The sequence below is a fragment of the Methanocella sp. genome, assembly GCF_035506375.1.
Lineage (GTDB): Archaea > Halobacteriota > Methanocellia > Methanocellales > Methanocellaceae > Methanocella.
In genome coordinates this window covers 14,127-30,530 of record NZ_DATJPM010000048.1, presented here as the reverse complement: position 1 = coordinate 30,530, position 16,404 = coordinate 14,127, and the positions used below count along the sequence as shown (strand labels likewise).

20 protein-coding genes are annotated in these 16,404 nt (G+C 54.9%); 8 read left to right on the top strand and 12 right to left on the bottom strand.

What is annotated here, in order from left to right; translation table 11 throughout:
- The first annotated feature begins 135 nt into the window (after positions 1 to 135).
- From VMC84_RS06435 to VMC84_RS06420, 4 genes are all read left to right on the top strand, one after another.
- Entirely contained in the window at positions 136 to 636 is a 501-nt protein-coding gene (locus tag VMC84_RS06435; protein ID WP_325379156.1) for a nucleotide exchange factor GrpE, read from the top strand.
- Positions 636 to 2,498 (top strand): molecular chaperone DnaK, encoded by a 1,863-nt coding sequence (dnaK, locus tag VMC84_RS06430; protein WP_325379155.1) that lies wholly within the window; start codon positions 636 to 638, stop codon positions 2,496 to 2,498. The genes VMC84_RS06435 and dnaK overlap by 1 nt, the downstream gene beginning before the upstream one ends.
- Before the next feature lie 43 nt (positions 2,499 to 2,541).
- Entirely contained in the window at positions 2,542 to 3,690 is a 1,149-nt protein-coding gene (gene dnaJ, locus VMC84_RS06425; protein ID WP_325379154.1) for a molecular chaperone DnaJ, read from the top strand.
- A 127-nt stretch (positions 3,691 to 3,817) separates the two neighbouring features.
- Positions 3,818 to 4,606: a hypothetical protein gene (locus VMC84_RS06420; protein WP_325379153.1), complete on the top strand. Its 789-nt coding sequence runs from the start codon at positions 3,818 to 3,820 to the stop codon at positions 4,604 to 4,606.
- On the opposite strand, the gene VMC84_RS06415 is transcribed toward VMC84_RS06420, so the two are convergent.
- The 3 genes from VMC84_RS06415 to VMC84_RS06405 all read right to left on the bottom strand — a co-directional run bounded on the left by VMC84_RS06415 (position 4,597) and on the right by VMC84_RS06405 (position 8,664).
- Positions 4,597 to 6,096: a small ribosomal subunit Rsm22 family protein gene (locus VMC84_RS06415; protein ID WP_325379152.1), complete on the bottom strand. Its 1,500-nt coding sequence runs from the start codon at positions 6,094 to 6,096 to the stop codon at positions 4,597 to 4,599. The genes VMC84_RS06420 and VMC84_RS06415 overlap by 10 nt on opposite strands.
- Positions 6,097 to 6,192: 96 nt before the next feature.
- Positions 6,193 to 7,815 carry a tetratricopeptide repeat protein gene (locus VMC84_RS06410; RefSeq protein ID WP_325379151.1) on the bottom strand — a complete coding sequence of 541 codons (1,623 nt, stop codon included), beginning with the start codon at positions 7,813 to 7,815 and terminating at the stop codon, positions 6,193 to 6,195.
- A gap of 168 nt (positions 7,816 to 7,983) precedes the next feature.
- Complete coding sequence (locus VMC84_RS06405) at positions 7,984 to 8,664, bottom strand: carboxypeptidase-like regulatory domain-containing protein (protein ID WP_325379150.1); 681 nt, start codon at positions 8,662 to 8,664, stop codon at positions 7,984 to 7,986.
- A 193-nt stretch (positions 8,665 to 8,857) separates the two neighbouring features.
- Between VMC84_RS06405 and VMC84_RS06400 the strand changes: the two genes are divergently transcribed.
- Positions 8,858 to 9,790: a hypothetical protein gene (locus tag VMC84_RS06400; protein WP_325379149.1), complete on the top strand. Its 933-nt coding sequence runs from the start codon at positions 8,858 to 8,860 to the stop codon at positions 9,788 to 9,790.
- Positions 9,791 to 9,910: 120 nt separating this feature from the next.
- On the opposite strand, the gene VMC84_RS06395 is transcribed toward VMC84_RS06400, so the two are convergent.
- The 6 genes from VMC84_RS06395 to VMC84_RS06370 form a co-directional block, all read right to left on the bottom strand.
- Entirely contained in the window at positions 9,911 to 10,357 is a 447-nt protein-coding gene (locus VMC84_RS06395; protein WP_325379148.1) for a universal stress protein, read from the bottom strand.
- Between the two features lie 56 nt (positions 10,358 to 10,413).
- Complete coding sequence (locus VMC84_RS06390; RefSeq protein WP_325379147.1) at positions 10,414 to 11,025, bottom strand: carboxypeptidase-like regulatory domain-containing protein; 612 nt, start codon at positions 11,023 to 11,025, stop codon at positions 10,414 to 10,416.
- Positions 11,022 to 11,594 (bottom strand): DnaJ domain-containing protein, encoded by a 573-nt coding sequence (locus VMC84_RS06385; RefSeq protein ID WP_325379146.1) that lies wholly within the window; start codon positions 11,592 to 11,594, stop codon positions 11,022 to 11,024. Before VMC84_RS06385 ends, VMC84_RS06390 begins: the two co-directional genes overlap by 4 nt.
- A gap of 281 nt (positions 11,595 to 11,875) precedes the next feature.
- The gene (locus tag VMC84_RS06380; RefSeq protein WP_325379145.1) at positions 11,876 to 12,595 is read right to left on the bottom strand and encodes an HAD family phosphatase; all 720 of its coding nucleotides are present in this window, start codon (positions 12,593 to 12,595) and stop codon (positions 11,876 to 11,878) included.
- A gap of 15 nt (positions 12,596 to 12,610) precedes the next feature.
- Positions 12,611 to 13,066, bottom strand: a complete 456-nt coding sequence (locus VMC84_RS06375; RefSeq protein WP_325379144.1) for a YkgJ family cysteine cluster protein — start codon at positions 13,064 to 13,066, stop codon at positions 12,611 to 12,613.
- A gap of 179 nt (positions 13,067 to 13,245) precedes the next feature.
- Positions 13,246 to 13,749: an ester cyclase gene (locus VMC84_RS06370; protein ID WP_325379174.1), complete on the bottom strand. Its 504-nt coding sequence runs from the start codon at positions 13,747 to 13,749 to the stop codon at positions 13,246 to 13,248.
- Positions 13,750 to 13,936: 187 nt separating this feature from the next.
- Between VMC84_RS06370 and VMC84_RS06365 the strand changes: the two genes are divergently transcribed.
- Positions 13,937 to 14,326, top strand: coding sequence for a hypothetical protein (locus VMC84_RS06365; protein ID WP_325379143.1), 390 nt, complete (start codon positions 13,937 to 13,939; stop codon positions 14,324 to 14,326).
- 287 nt (positions 14,327 to 14,613) lie between these two features.
- On the opposite strand, the gene VMC84_RS06360 is transcribed toward VMC84_RS06365, so the two are convergent.
- Positions 14,614 to 14,916: an MTH865 family protein gene (locus VMC84_RS06360; protein WP_325379142.1), complete on the bottom strand. Its 303-nt coding sequence runs from the start codon at positions 14,914 to 14,916 to the stop codon at positions 14,614 to 14,616.
- A gap of 97 nt (positions 14,917 to 15,013) precedes the next feature.
- On the opposite strand from VMC84_RS06360, the gene VMC84_RS06355 reads away from it, so the two are divergent.
- On the top strand, positions 15,014 to 15,430 hold the full coding sequence (locus tag VMC84_RS06355; protein ID WP_325379141.1) for a PaaI family thioesterase: 417 nt from the start codon (positions 15,014 to 15,016) through the stop codon (positions 15,428 to 15,430).
- Positions 15,431 to 15,510: 80 nt separating this feature from the next.
- Entirely contained in the window at positions 15,511 to 15,837 is a 327-nt protein-coding gene (locus VMC84_RS06350; protein WP_325379140.1) for a hypothetical protein, read from the top strand.
- Positions 15,838 to 15,849: 12 nt separating this feature from the next.
- On the opposite strand, the gene VMC84_RS06345 is transcribed toward VMC84_RS06350, so the two are convergent.
- Both VMC84_RS06345 and VMC84_RS06340 read right to left on the bottom strand, forming a co-directional pair.
- The gene (locus tag VMC84_RS06345; protein ID WP_325379139.1) at positions 15,850 to 16,068 is read right to left on the bottom strand and encodes a hypothetical protein; all 219 of its coding nucleotides are present in this window, start codon (positions 16,066 to 16,068) and stop codon (positions 15,850 to 15,852) included.
- Positions 16,069 to 16,205: 137 nt separating this feature from the next.
- Positions 16,206 to 16,400: a DUF2795 domain-containing protein gene (locus VMC84_RS06340; protein ID WP_325379138.1), complete on the bottom strand. Its 195-nt coding sequence runs from the start codon at positions 16,398 to 16,400 to the stop codon at positions 16,206 to 16,208.
- Between the last annotated feature and the right edge of the window lie 4 nt (positions 16,401 to 16,404).

The window sequence follows — 16,404 nt, the reverse complement described above, 5'->3', positions numbered from 1 at the left end:
TTCGCCGGACGATAGCTGCGAAGCAAGCCTGTTTTCGCGTGCCGTCGACCGATATGCGGATGCACGGCTATGGATAAGTATTTATAGAAGTGCAAACATTATTTAAGACCGGCTTCCACGGAAGGATGGCGTTTTATGGACTCGGCTGAAGTGAAGGAAAAAACCGAAGAGTCGAAAGCGGATGACGAGCTGGCCCTCGCCAAAAAACAGGTCGAGGAGTATAAGAATCTCGCCATGTACCTGCGTGCGGACCTGGAGAACTATAAGAAGCGGGTCGCCCGCGAGCGCGAAGATTACGTAAAAAGCGCGAACGAGCCCCTCATCCTGGACCTCCTGGACGTCTACGAGAACATGGAGCGGGCGGTCGAGACCGCCCGGAAGTCCAACGACTCTATGGCGAAAGGGCTGGAGATGATCTACGCCAACATGAAGACGGTGCTAGAAAAGCACGGGCTCAGGCCGATCAAGACCGTGGGAGAGAAATTCGACCCGTACCTGCACGAGGCCATTCTGCAGGAGGCCGACGACGACCACGAGGACGACACGGTCCTCGAGGAGATCCAGCGTGGCTACACGCTGAACATGAAAGTCATTCGTTGTGCAAAAGTCAAAGTTTCAAAGAAAGGTGAAGACTAATGTCCAAGATTATCGGCATAGACCTTGGTACGAGCAATTCGGAGGCGGCCATCCTCGAAGGTGGCAAGCCGACCATTATACCGAGCGCGGAGGGTGCCAGACTATTCCCCTCCTACGTGGCGTTCACGAAGACGGGCGAGCGGCTCGTTGGCGAGGCGGCACGGCGCCAGGCCGTGACAAACCCGGAGCGGACGGTCCTTGCCATCAAGCGTAAGATGGGCACGGACTTCAAGGTGGACATCGACGGCAAGAAGTATACGCCGCAGGAGATCTCCGCCATGATCCTGTCCAAGATAAAGCAGGACGCGGAGGCGTTCCTGGGCGAGAAGGTCACGCAGGCCGTCATCACGGTCCCGGCGTACTTTAACGATAACCAGCGGCAGGCCACCAAGGATGCCGGCACAATCGCCGGCCTGGAAGTCCTGCGCGTCATTAACGAGCCCACCGCGGCCGCGTTAGCGTATGGACTTGACAAGTCGGGCACCCAGAAGATCCTTGTCTTCGACCTGGGCGGCGGAACGCTCGATGTCACCATCATGGAGATGGGCGAGGGCGTCTTCGAAGTGCTTTCCACCTCGGGCGATACGCAGCTCGGCGGCACCGACATGGATAACCGCATCATCGACTACATCGCCAACACGTTCCAAAAGGAAAATGGCATCGACCTGCGGAAGGACAAGATGGCTATGCAGCGCCTGCGGGACGCGGCCGAGAAGGCGAAGATCGAGCTGTCCAGCACCCTGCAGACGAACATTAATCTGCCGTTCATTACGGCCAACCAGAACGGCCCCAAGCACCTGGACATGACCCTCACGCGGGCCAAGCTCGAAGAGCTGGTCCGGGACGTCGTTGACCGGTGCTACGCCCCCATGAGGCAGGCCGTCTCGGACGCCAAGCTCACGGCTAACGCCATCGACCACATAATTCTTGTCGGCGGCCCTACGAGGATGCCCATGGTGCAGGAAATGGTCCGCAAGTTCTTCGGCAAGGAGCCGGAGCGCGGAATAGACCCCATGGAATGCGTCGCGATGGGCGCGGCAATCCAGGGCGGCGTTCTGGCGGGCGAGGTCAAAGACCTGTTACTCCTGGACGTCACACCCCTGTCGCTGGGCATCGAGACTTATGGCGCCGTATTTACTAAACTCATCGAGCGCAACACGACCATCCCCACCCGAAAGAGCCAGGTGTTCTCGACCGCCGCGGATAACCAGACGTCCGTCGAGATCCACGTGCTCCAGGGCGAGAGGCCCATGGCCGCAGACAACACGACCCTCGGCCGGTTCCACCTGATCGGGATCCCGCCGGCACCGAGGGGCATTCCCCAGATCGAGGTGACGTTCGACATAGACGCCAACGGCATAATGAACGTCAAGGCGAAGGACCTGGGCACGGGCAAGGAGCAGGCCATCACCATAACCGCGTCGACCAAGCTGTCCAAGGACCAGATCGACCGCATGATGAAAGACGCCGAAAAGTTCGCCTCCGAGGACGCTAAGAAGAAGGAGAAGGCGGAGGTCATAAACAACGCCGACTCCATACTATACGCGGCCCAGAAGACCATCACCGAGGCTGGCGATAAGATCACGGCCGACCAGAAGGACCATATCAACAAGGGCATCGAAGCGCTAAAAGAAGCCCAGAAGACCGACGACCTGGACAAAATAAAGGCGGAGACCGAGAGCCTCACTAAAGTCGTCAACGAGGCAGCGACCGTGATGTACCAGCAGGCGGCCCAGGCCTACCAGCAACAGCAGCAGGCCCAGCAGCAGGCCAAGCAGCAGGCCCAGCCCAACGGCGGCGGCAAGGACCCGAACGTGGTCGACGCAGAGTTCGAAGTAAAGAATGACGGGAAGAAGAACTAAGGCTCTTCTCCCTCATTTTTTTTAAAGATAATGGTGAGCGATAGTGGCTGAAAAAAGGGACTATTATGAGGTACTGGGCGTCGATAAGAGCGCGACGGTCGACGACATAAAGAAAGCTTATCGTAAGCTCGCCATGAAGTACCACCCGGACCAGAACAAGGAGCCTGGGGCGGAGGAAAAGTTCAAGGAGCTTTCCGAAGCGTATGCCGTGCTTTCGGACGAGCAGAAGCGCTCTCAGTACGATAAATTCGGCCACGCCGGCATGTCGGGCTACTCCGACGCCGACTTTTACAATAACGCGAACTTCAGCGACATCTTCCGGGACATGGGCTTCGGGAACTACGATAATCTATTCGACCTGTTCTTCGGAGGCCGGGGCGGAGGCCAGCGCGGCCAGTCCCGGGGCGCCGACCTGCGCTATGACCTGGAGGTCGACTTCAAGGACGCCGCCTTCGGCGTCGAGAAAGACGTAATATTCCCGAGGATGGATACCTGCGATACCTGCCATGGCTCGGGCGCGAAGCCCGGGACGAAGGTGAAGAACTGCAGCGACTGCGGCGGCACCGGCCAGACCCGGCAGGTCACGCAGAGCCTGTTCGGCCAGATGGTCCGCGTAGGGCCGTGTAATAAATGCCACGGCAGAGGTAAATTATACGATACGCCGTGCCCCGAGTGCCACGGCAGCGGCAAGTCCCGCCACGTCCGGCAGATCAAGGTCAAGATACCGGCGGGCGTCGAGGAGGGCATGCAGCTTCGAGTCGCCGGCGAGGGCGAGTCCGGCATGAACGGCATGCCGCCAGGCGATCTTTATGTCGTCGTCCACGTCAAGTCCCATCCAAACTTCCAGCGCTACGGGGACGACATCCTGTGCGTCCTGCCCATATCGATCACGCAGGCCGTGCTGGGCGACGAGGTCGAGGTGGAGACGCTCAACGGCAAGGCGAAGCTCAAGATACCGGCGGGCACGCAGACCGACACCACGTTCCGCCTCCGGGGCGAAGGCATGCAAAGCCTGCGCATGCGGGGCCGGGGCGACATGCACGTGAAAGTCCTCGTCAAGGTGCCCAAGAAGCTGACCGAGCACCAGAGAAAGCTTTACGAGGAGCTTGCCGTCGACGAGAAAGAAAACACGAAGAACAAAAATGACAATAAAAACATTTTCGAGAAGATCGGCGACGCGTTTAAATCCTGATCTCTTTTTAGTGAATGCCCCAGGAACGTACAAGAAAATATATAAGCGCCTGACCTAACTTTTCCTCGAGATGTCCCCGGATGATCGTCGCTTTTATCAGAGATCATATTCCTGGAGAGCCTGGCTTATGGTCGTCTGCATCCTGGGGACGCTTATTCTTGTGGTCGGGGCGAACGTTACTTATGCCATAATGTACCCGACTTTTTGGTCCCAGCGCATACCTGTAATGAACTCCACATACGAGGGCCTGACGTTGAGCGAATACCGGGGAGCGGCGAACGCCAGCTATGCCGAATTGTGCGCGTTCCTGGCCAACGATACCACGGAGACGGCCGACTATCGATATCCGGACTATACATGCGGGGACTTTGCCCTGCATCTCCATGACGCGGCCGAGCTCCACGGCATCGATTGCGGCCTCGTGGCCATAACGCTGAACACGACCGGCTACCTGAATGTGACGACCGACGATAACAGTACGGCGAGCAGCGATAAAGGCCATGCCTTGGTCGTCTTCAACACGACCGACCGGGGGCTGGTCTACGTCGACGCCACCGGCATGACGAAGGCCGAAAAGAAAAAAGGCTCCGAGCCTTTAAAGATGGCCGTATATTTTGAGGAAGGCATGCCCCTGGGCGAGATCGCGCTAAACCAGTCGGAGAGCTTCAATTATTCTTATTATGAGCAGCGGTCCTGCCAGTATGCCCTCTATATGGAGAACGTGAGCCGGCTCCTGGACGATGTCGATGCGTATAATGCGGAGGTCCGGGCGCTTAACGGGACAATTAACGGCTCGATGGCGGCGAAAAAGCAGGAGCTCATCGAGGCGAAACGCGCTCTTGGACAGAGCGATGAGGCAAAGTGGGTCATCACGAAGCCCTTCGGCATCGTCGACAGCGCCGTCGCCTACTGGTGAGGCTCTTCAATGCCGGCCGCTTTTACATCTGTGTTCCGTGTGACAAAAAGGTTGTATGCGTCGTAGTCTTTATTATACCGTACCAGCACGCCGTAAATCTCCACGATCTGCCCGTACTTCGCTGCCTTGAGCGCCTCGTTCTTCGGGCTTATATGGTAATCGGACAGGATGGCGTATACGGGCTTGGCCGAAGTGCCGTCGCATATCTTATAGACGTGGTCATTTTTATCGCCCAGGTCGCCGGACATGACCGACGCCACGACGTTTATGTGCTTCCCGACGTGGTCCTTCATCCTCGAGAGACGGGCGAACTTCGCCTTTTCCGGGACACGGTACTTCTCCCGGGACAGCTTATCGTGGCGCAGCACGGCGTAGGAGTACTTGATATCCGTGTTGATGAACTTGAACGGCTCCTCTTCGGCGACCTTCTGCATGAACCGGGTTGGCCGTATATCCTCTCTTTCCTGGAATGTCCAGCAGGATTCGGGATGGCAGCGCACGCACCAGATGAACGAACACGGGCTGTAGACACCCAGGCCTTTATTCATCAGGGCCACGACAAGCCTTCGCATCTCCATCGAGCTGGCCTTATCCGCGGGCTCGACGATGACGATATTCCCGTCCTTTGATAGCTTATCGGCCATACCTCGGACGATGCCCGCTTTTCGCTCGATGTCGCCGCCCAGCTCGTTCAGCACGTTGGAAAAGAACATTAGGTCGACATTATCCGGAAGCTCGTCCATTTTCAGGCTCCGGAGGTCGGCCCTCATCGGCTTTTCAGCCTTTACGCCGGTGCCTTTCGCATATGCGGGCACCAGGGCATTGAACGCCTCGGCGTTCTCGTCATATTTTTCGAGCGAATAGACGACGGCCTCTCCCCGGCCTATCCTGCGATAAATGTCGATGAGAGCAAGGGGCACAGTGCCCGGCCCGGTGCCGGCGTCCAGCATTTTCATGCGGTCCTTGAGCAGGCCGTCCACTGCAAGCTCGAAAAGGATATGCTCCGACTGGATAAAATAAACAGGAAACTGGTAGGCGAGGTATCCGAGGATGCTGTAGCCTGTCTCGTACGTGATCCTTCTCTTGCTGCCCTCCTTCCAGTATTCTGCCTTCTGGCCGGTAATCGCGTTCCTGAGCTTTCCGATGACGGCCGGATCGCTCCACGATTTGCCCGTCTTTTTTCCCACATATTTTTCAATGAGCTTCTCCAGCCTATCCGGCACTCCGGGAGATGCGAGGAACTCTTCCTGCGCTTTTCGCTCGCTCTCATTGAGGATTAATGATTTAGCCGCAGGCAGCCTCCTGGCCCTGTAATCGCCGCCGGCCGGCTCCAGGCGGATGCCCATATCATACGCTAACGGCTGTATCGTACGATAAATATCCGCGAGGCTCACGTCGCCCTTAACATAGTCACGGATCTCCGAAAGCATGAACTCGGGCTTCATCCTCGAGACGTACTTCACGGCCGAAGTGATCTCCTTATCGGGCATCGAGTGCTAAGACACAGCGCATAGATAAAAGATTTTGGGCCTCGCAATAAATTTCTGTATAAGAAGACACAACCTTGTAAATTACAAATAAAAGATTCACCGGCGGAGCATCTTTGCGATGCCAGGATTGCGACGGATCATCTCCTGCCTGAAGGCCTCGGCCTCGTCATACCGGCCCTCCAGCGCCATCAGCTGGTCGATCTGGGCGAGCGAGAACCGTGCGCCGTCCAGGTAATCTTCCAGGAAAGAGACGTTCACCGACGACCTGAAGTACTCCAGCGCGGCATGGTAATCCTTTTTCGCCTTCAGCGCCAGGCCGATGTTGCCGAGCTGGTCCGCCACGCCCTTTTTATTATGCAGGTCCCGGCCCAGCTTCAGGGCCTCCTTAAAGCGTTCGATAGCGCGGTCATAGTTCGCCGTATGCAGGTATATCAGGCCCAGGTTACCGCAGGCGACCGACTTTAGCTGGAGGGCCGAATTACTGGTCATGCAGCGGCCGACATAATCCACGTTCTCGAACTCGCTGGCCGCTGCCTTCATGTCTCCCAGCAGCAGCTCGCAGGTGCCGATGTTATTACAGGCGTTCATGACGTCCAGCTCATCCTCCAGCCCGATCCGGGATATCTGGAACGATTCCATAGCCTCTTTCACGTTGCCCGACTCATACTGGACGATTCCAAGGTAGAATAACGCTGTGGCCTTCATCCGCTTATCCTTCGTCTGTGTCGAGCAGCGGTATAGCGCGTTCATCGCCTCCTCAGTCGCGCCGCGGCTGAGGCAGATACAGCTGTCGAGGATATGCGCATAAGCTCTTTTTTCCTCGTCTCCGGCGTATTTGAGGGCCTTCTCGTTGTAGGCAGACGCCCTGTCGAGCATGCCGGCCAGCATGAAGTTCATCGCCAGGATCGCGTTGTAATCATATTGCAGGGCCTCGTTTCCTGGACTGGGCTCGAGGCGCGTGATGAATTTTAGCAGTTTCGGGGCGGGGAACACGTTAAAGAGCAGGAGGCTCAGGGCCGCCAGCAGGTCATCCTTCGCCGGCTCCTTGACGGAATACAGCTGCAGCTCCGATATGGCCACGAGCAGCGGCCGGGCCTCACTCAGCTTCTGGGCGGCGCTCATGGACTTGAAATATGCCGGGTGGCCGGAGACCTTATTCATGATCTCGATGACCATCCGGCAGTTCTCGCGGGTGAGGGCTTTATCCTCGTACCGGCTCAGCAGGGACTCGACGTATCGGGATATGGCGGCATAGCCATGCGTGCGATAGTAAAAGTTCATCTCTCCCAGGCGCCTGCATGGGAGCTCTTTGAGCTCGGACACGGCGTTCTTCACTTCCGGCCGGTCGAGGCTTATATCCTCTTTTTTCACCCCCATAACGCTTAGCGTCACGTCGGCCGCGGCCCGGAACCATCCGGCAAACCGGCGAAAGGTAATGCTAAACTCCAGAAGCTCCCGGTCTTCGCCTTTCGGGAAGAGCCTGGAGAATACGTCGCGGGCCAGGGCCCCATCCGGATCCCCGTCCCGGGGCAGTCTCGAAAAATCCGTCTCGAGGATCAGGCCCGGAATACGGGCGCATATCTCAGGCGAATATTTCTTCTTAAAGGCGCGCAGGGACCAGCAGATGACCTGTATGGAGCCCGGAGTCCCGGGCGCATCATCGATGGCCAGCCCGAGATATGCTCCCAGTCTCTTAATGCCGTCCCAGTCACATCGCATACCACACGCTCCCCATGGCATAAACGATTAAAACGAATGTATAGTTAATCGAAAGATTATCCAGCTCACAAGGATAATTTTCGTATTCGGGAGTTTATATATTGGCAAAGAAATGGCTATGTTTTGTGATTGCGAGGCAAAAATATCGCGATTAAAAATATTGGCCCGTCAGCCTCCCGATGGAAAGCTGGCGGGCATGTATGTCTCGAGGTCGCCCTTTTTCGCATAGACTACCATGTCGCCCAGGTCCGTCGGCACTCTTTCCAGGCTGTATCTCCCGTCGATATCGCTCGTGGACGTGGCGCCCATGGCATTGACCGGGCTGTGTGTCCTTTTGTAGAGCACGGCGACCGTCGCTCCCTGCACCAGGTCCCCGTTCTTATTTTTCACCGTGCCCCTGAGCGAGACGTAGTGCGTGACGGGCAGCGTGAGCTGCGCGGACTTACCCGCGGCTGAAGCCGATACGACCAGCAGGAAAGGCTTTTCTGACATCGCCTGGCCCGAGTCATAGGACCTGACGTGAGTCGTCGCCATGCCCCATTCGTCCGTGTAGGCCGTGCTATCGTCGAGCGTGGCAAACCTCCCGTCGCTCAGGCTGAATTTCACCGGTATGCCGGCCTGCTTGAGCGGCTGGCCGCCCCTGAAGAGCTGTGCAGTAACTAATACGGCGTCCCCCGCCGGGCTTTGCGGCTGGTATGCGAACAGGAAATCCCTGGCTGAAGTAATCCTGACATCGTCCGCGGGGCCGCCGGAAGCGGCGTTCACGACGAGTAAGAACGCGCCTGCAACCGCCGTTATCAATAGTATGAAAATGATGAGCAAGCCTATGCTCCTCAATGATCTGCTCATAGTATCCCCTCAAGTAAATACTCGTAATGCCGCATTTATAAGATTAACCGACTTTAAGGGTAAATGCACTTTATTACAAAATTTTAACTGTCATGCAATTAATTCCGAACATTTATGACAAATTAATCATAATTGTAAATAAATTCTACAATAAATAGTAAAATGTATATATGATAAGATCGGATGATTGTACATGCTCCGGCGAGCCAGGCTTGACGCGATCGTATACCAGGTCGGCGGGTCAAACCCGTGTTATATCTCCGAGCACGATTGCTCAAGGGCCAAAGACAGAGACTTTTATCGTTCGCTCATGCGGCTGAGGTCGCGGGTCCGCTCAGACCTGTCTTCGGGCTTTTATTCTCTCGGCCGTTTTGATTATGTCCGCCCGTATATCACCTGTATCGACACGGTCCTGCCCCTGCGCGACGGCTCTTTAAAACAGACTTTTCTCGGCTGCTCCTATGACGCCCTGGACGACCATGGCCGCCGCCAGTTCGTTTCCACGTGTCCGACCAACTACTCTTCCACGGAGTCCGATACGCTGCTCGAATCTTTCAAGACTCTGGGGGAGATAATCGAGGCCCGCTATCAGGACGAGTGCATGAACGACCTGATACGTGAATTGCCCCGGGCCCCGCTGGTCACTACGTTCGACCTTAACGGGGAGATGCAGCGCCCCACCGAGATCAGCGCCATCATAGAGCGCAATAACGGCTCCTTCAAGGCTTCATCCCCCGAGATTTCCCTGAGCTCAAGTGCGGCTGACCCGTGTGAAGCGCTAAGCCGGCTTGAACGGGCCTTATCCGATAACCCCGGTGTAGCCCGGGGTCATATATTGTGTGCCGAGCCGATCTTTGGCCCGGTAGACGTGCAATTAACCCTTAAAAACTCCTTTTCCGTGAAACGCTTTTTGATATCGCTTTCTCCCTACAAGAACGGCACACGATATTACCTTGCCAATGCACCGCAGGCGGGCGTCCGCGTAAAATCCACCACGATAGGGGGCGCATTGCAAAACGTTAAGGATGCCATCTCGTTAAAGTTCCATGAGGCGCCCCTGGAAGATGTCGAGAAGGCGCTCAAGGCCCGGCCGATACTCACCACGGCAAGGATAGACTGCAACTAACTGCCAGTTTAAGTTCATCGAAAAATAATAAGCATGATAAAAGACGTTTTCAGCCACGAAGTTGCCCATGGCTGAAAACGTCTTAGAGCATTCTTTTAATGCTTAGAGGGACTTATTAATTCACCTGCCACGCACGACGAGTACCGGGCATGGCGCGTGCATGACTATGGCCCCGGAGACGCTGCCCATGAGCGCCCGCTCGATGCCGGACTTGCCCAGGTTACCTACGACGATGAGGTCGAAGTTCTCGTCCTTTGCGATCTTGACGATCTCATCGGCCGGATAGCCGCGCACTATACGCGTCGTCATGATTACGCCCTTCTCCCCTGCCCGGTGTGCCGCATAGTCTACCGCCGAGTTTGCCTCTTTCGAGACGCGGATGTTCTCGTCCTCGTAGCCGGTTATATCGTCGTGGTGCTCCAGCGCGTAGATCTCGAAGTGCTTCATGCTGATGACGTATACGGCCGTCACGTCGGCGTTAAGCTTTTTCGCCATGTCGATACAATAATCGGCCGCTTTATTACTAAAAGGCGAGCCGTCCGTCGCAAGAAGGATCCTGAACGTCATTATATCACATACACGTAGCCCTAAAACCTTAAAAGTATATCCATATGGCCATTATACTATTTAGGCTGGCCGATACGTAAAGCGATGATGAACATCCCGGCAACGAATTGCAGGCCGACGATCGTCATCAGCGCCAGGCGGGCGACGCTTGAAATAATTGCGCCTAAATCCGGCTCCGGGACGATGACAGGCGGAATGACGTTAGAAGATGTCGGGCTGGGCTTTGGAGTGGGGGTCACACTGGCCGAATAACTCTTTTCTATATATCCAGGTATCATGATGTCCACGGTTTTCGTCCCTTCGCGAAGCTGGACCGTCTCTGAGTATGCGATGCCGTCCTTCTCGGCCGTAATAATATAGACGTCCTGCGTCAAGCCCGAAAACTGGTAAAAGCCGGTGAGCGATTTGCTCCCGTTACTCGTGAACTGGGGGTTATCGGCAGACTTAATGGCATCCGCCGCCACGTAGCTGTTGACCACGAACTTCGTATAATATATCGTGACCTTGGCCCCAGGAATGGCGTTATGATTGGCGTCGTACACCCGCCCTGAGATCGAGTCCTGGCCGCCGAGGTATTGAGCCCGGGATGTGTGCATTTGCAGCGCAAGCATCCCTGTGACGGCAAAGATAAACAACAGGATAAAAGCGGCACGGATCACAGGCTTCATCGCTTCACCCCATGCGAGCTGCCGGTTGTATTACTATAGGCGTCATAGAATGAGCCGATCCAGACCAGTATAGCGAGAACTCCGATGGGCAGGCTCAGGGTAAAGGCCAGGGCCCAGAATACGAAGTATATGGCGAAGATCATGTAGCCGAGCTTCTTTTCGCCGGCAAGGATATTGTAATAGCCAGGGACGATGAGCGAAAGGAAGAGTATCTGCGCACGGTCCATCGTCGGGACGTTGCGGGATGCCCTCGTTTTCGGCCGCGCGACTTCGGTCGCAGGGGTGCTCATGCCGCCGTTGGTGGCGGCACGGGCCTCCTTTGCCTGGCCTTCTTCGTGTTCTCCTCCCATCTCGAACTTACGGTAGAGGTCATATTCCTTTCTCTTCGCATCGTCGGACAGGACTTCGTACGCCTCCGAGATGAGCTTGAAGAGCTCCTCCGAGGTCGATGACCTGTTTATATCCGGGTGGTATTTTTTAGCCAGCTCCCTGTACGCTTTTTTGATATCGTCGGAGGTGGCGTTACTGTTAAGCCCCAGTATCTCGTAATAGTCCTGGCTGAAATCCACACATTTTATAAGCATAAGTATAGGATATATGCCTTTTCCTGCCGTAATAATAAAAAAGGTATAATTATAAAGGCCGGCTTATTCGCCCGCCGGGCAAATCTATGTATTTATTCTGATAACTATAATTATTAATAACGGTTGCCGTGTTGAAAAATAGCCGTTATCTGTCCGGATGGCCCGTTTTAAGCCCGCGAAGCTTATACAACAATGTAAGAAGGATATACCACAGCAATAAAGGTCAGAATGCCTGTAGATATGGATGAGATCTACAGGAAAGTCCCTCAGGAGAGCTTATTTTCCATTCGCCGCGCCAGGCAATCGCCAAGATCTACAAAAGAAGGCATGATGTCGTCGGCGTCCTTAAAATATTCTTTCGGCAGGGTCGTCGTCACGGCGATGACGTAGTCGGCGCCCGCCGCTTTTGCCGACATTATGCCCATCGGCGCGTTCTCCACGACCACGCTATACGCCTTATCCACGCCGAGCATCTCCATTCCCTTCCAGTATGGATCGGGAAACGGCTTGCCTTTCTCCGTGTCCTCGGCGGTCACGATGGTATCGAACATGCCGTTCAAGCCTGCCTCTCCCACGACCTTCATGACGGACTTACGATTGCTGCCCGTCACCAGGCCCAGCTTCACGCCGTTCTCGCGGAGCATGGCCAGCGTCTCCGGGACGCCGGGATAGGCTTTGATCTTTCCCGAAGCGATCTCCCGGTACAGCTCCCGCTTCTCCTCGACGGTCCGCCTTAGCTCTTCCTCGCTCGCCCGGACGCCATATTCCTCGATCAGCTCTTTACCCAGCTTCATAGAGGGCATGCCCTCCCGCGTGTAAATATCCCGGGGCGTAACGTCGATGCCGAGCCGCTTGAACGCCGTGTGGAACGCCTCGTAGTGGAACTCCATCGTGTCCGTGATAACACCGTCAAGGTCGAACAGGATTGCCCGATACCGCCGGACGTTAATGGAACAGTGGGGCTGCATCATCCCGGATATTTCCATTGAGGGTAGTTATAGTTATTCGCCATCCGTCTTAATGACGACAACGTCCGGGACATAATGGCTCCATTCCGCAAGGAGCGCTTTTTCCTTATCCGAGAGCATGGCCGCCTCTTTTCGCATGGCGTCGTAATGCTGCCAGGCTTCGCTGGACGCATCCTCGAGCTGAGCCATGTATTCCTCGCTGCTCGTACAGGCCGGGTCGACTCCCAGCGAACCGCCCCTGAGAAAGAGCAGCGGGTACATGCGGCACTGTAAAGGCTTAATATCGGCCAGCGTGCAGCCCGACCCGTTCAGGAACGGGCACGACGCGCCGTAAGGGACGAGGATCTCTTTAGTGTCCCTTCCCTGATATGCCAGCAATTCCATTAGCCGCTTCTCGTGGCCGCAGACGTGGATGTGCACGAAGCGGTCCGACGTGCGGCAGCAGGCCTTGCATCGTTTACACCGCTCGAAAAAATTGCCCGTGCTCATGTGGAACTGAAAAAGTTGGATAGAAGAATAAAGCTTTTGGCACGCTCACAGCCTCGCGGAGGCGAGCGTGAAATACAGAATGGCAGTATGAGAGTAATCCGCCAATGGTCGCAAGGGACGGGCTATCGTGTGTAGAAGGCATGACAAATACGCATTAGGCCGGAATGGGTAATAAGTGTTTATACGTTATAGTCTTCCCAGCCGGTAAAATACCCTTTCTCCTGCGGCCCTTTACTCAAGGTGGAAACGACCTGGGCGACACCTAGCTGAAGGGCCATGTCGAGCGAGTCATAGACCTCCCAGCCTTCCACGATCCGGCCGCCCTTCACGGACAGTATGGTCATCGCGGCGACTTTGACGTCACGCCCTCGTGCGGGTATGCCCGGCAAGTCGCCCTCCTGTATGCCATACATCGTATACCTGGTCGCGACCCTGTCCTTCTCCGCGACCTGGTCATCGATGGTGACTTTCATGTGGGGGAAGGCACGGGCCAGAGAAAGTATGTGCTCACGGTACTCCTCGTAGCTCATTTTCTCTTCAGGGACTTCGGGCGTGTGATGGATGTAGGACGGGTCGAACATATCGTCGATCGCATCCAGGCGGGACCGGTTGTAGAAGTCCTCGTAGAAGCGCCTCACCAGCGCCTTATTCTCCTTTTCGACATTCATCTCCTCGGAGTACATGATCGTCACTCTATACCGGGTCCGTGCCATTTAAAATAGCTTTATGCCTCTATCGTGCAGAATGCCGCCCCTTGTGGCGTACATTGCATGGATTATCGACGGGCCGTCGTTTTTTTAGCGTTTAATAGTTTTTATACACAGCATTTTATAAATATATGATAATATAATAATCGCTGTGGGAGTAATCATGGACCGTAAAGCCCTTGCCATCACTATCCTTCTGCTATCATCCTTCGTCGTGCTGCTGCTTATCAACCAGAACCAGCCCGCGACCGCCCCGGCGGTATCGCCGTCCGCAACGCCCGCCGCGAATGCCGGGAAGCCGGTCATTGCGATGCTAAACACCTCCGACATAGTCCCAGGGCCGGTTAACATAACCGCCACGCCGTCCCCCGCACCAACTAATGTAATACATCGTAAGCCGGCCGCTCCTCCGAGCCCGACGCCGAGCCACGCGCCCTCGCCGACCACGAGTGCAGCGATGGAACCGTGGAAACCCATGCCGGCCTGGTCGCCCATGCCTGAGGCATCGCCGCTGAGCTGGACTGACACGCTATGGAAAAACGCCTCAAAATAAGCTATGTGTTGCATATATACACATATTAGTTCTTAAACGATCTGGTTTTAAGTGCCCTTAGTCAACTTAAAGCCAGAATGAAATTTTAAGGCGGAAAAGCAGGCGCCTCTATTATAAGCGCGGAAATATTGGCCTTTGTGGTAAAAATAGCGCCTCCGTCGACTTTGTGCCTTAAAGAGCGCAAACGATTATTTTTAAGCAATATAACAATTCTTAGGGGGCCTTACAGGCACCAATAACATATTATATTCAACGGAGTAAAAATAAGGAAATTAAAACAAGCTCGTCTAAATAAAGCACCGCGTGGTGATGAGGGCCGCCGCGTCCCCGGCGTTCTTGATGGGGAAGTCGGAGTCGTCGAGGTGCGATATCAGGTCGAACATTGTCATGGTTTTTCCCTTATAGCTGCAGCCCATGGGCGTCGCCTTAGGGAAGACCTTAAGCAGCTCTGCCTTATTCTTGATGGGGAACTTCACGCCCGCGCCTTCCATCTGCGAGACGATGGTCACCTTCATCATTTCCAGCTCTTTGATCGCGGAGTCACCCGGTGCCTGCGCGAATTCACTATAGTTGGGCTTCTTGATGGGCAAAAAATCACCAATTGCTCCATTTGCGGTTAACTTTAAAGCCTTTCCGTAGCGTGATAAACGATAAATAGATATATGTTAGCACGTATCATAGTCGTAGATGACATCCGAAGACTTAAAACGTTTTTTCAAAAGGGATAAGTTCGCAGAATATAACGGCATTACTTTGCTCGAGGCGGCCGACGGGCACGCCCGGTCGTCCATGCCGGTGACCCCGCAGCACCTCAACGGCCTGGGCATCGTCCATGGAGCGGCTCTTTTTACGCTTGCCGATTTCACCTTCGCGGCGGCGTCCAACTCCCGGGGCAACGTGGCCGTGGCCATCAACGCCAACATCTCCTACATGAAGGCCGTGTCATCGGGCCTTTTATTCGCGGACGCGCGGGAGGTCTCTATCAACTCGAAGATCGGCACGTACACCATCGACATCACCAACGAGTCGGGTGAGCTGCTCGCCATCTTCCAGGGCATGGTCTACCGGAAGAAAGAAAAAGTGGAAGATATCAAGTCAGCGTAATAGCAGTCGGCGCGCGCACTCTGTGAAGTGCCGGGAAATGATTCATAAAAAATATATGTAAGCAGAAGGCCATAGCGTACATGATGAAAAAAATGACCGTGAAGCTCACCGGTGAAGAGCTGAACGAGCGCTTGGACGAGCAAATACTACTCATTGAGCGGATATCGATCATGCTGGAGGACGCCAAGCTGGACGTGAACGACGAGATGACGCTCGACGGCGAGAGCATGCATCGGCTAATCGAGCTGCTATCCGCCTATGACGCCTTCCTGAAGCACTTCCGGGACACGACGGAAGATACCGTCGCCACTATCAGGCAGCTGACCACAGTCCCCGGGAACCAGAACTGCAGCTACGAGGACGAGCGGGATCTTGACCTCGAAACAGACGAGGAGAAAGACGAATAAAATAAAACAGGCTTATTTCTTTTGTTCCTTATTATCGATGATTTTCACCCTGGATTCCAGCGCTCCGGCCGAGCCCGAGCAGATGGAGGCATAAACCTTCGATAAAGGTATCGCGCAGGACTTGCATACCGCCTTACCGTCGAAATCCAGCCGGCAATCCTGGCAGATCATCTGGCCGCAGATGGTGCATTTATCGACCGCTTCGGTATCCGTATGAACATGGCACTTCATAAACTGACCTCGTATTTGTTTTATACTTTACGAACAATCATTAATTATCTTTAACCTTCCCCGGGTTAAATACATTGCGCTAATAGCTTATAGCTGATTAAAAATTAAAAGTGAAAGATCGGCCTTCTCGCTCTTTTTTACTGCTTCATCTGGCCTACCGCATGCCAGACGCCGGCCATGCTGTCGTATTCCTCGTCCGGCATATGCCGGAGCGTGTTTATGACGTCGTCCGAAGCCATGTTCTTTTCCGCATACTCGACGCATTTCTCCTTATCTGCGGGGAAATGGATGCCCTTTAAAGATTTTGAAACCTTTGCAATGATCGAAGCCATAATT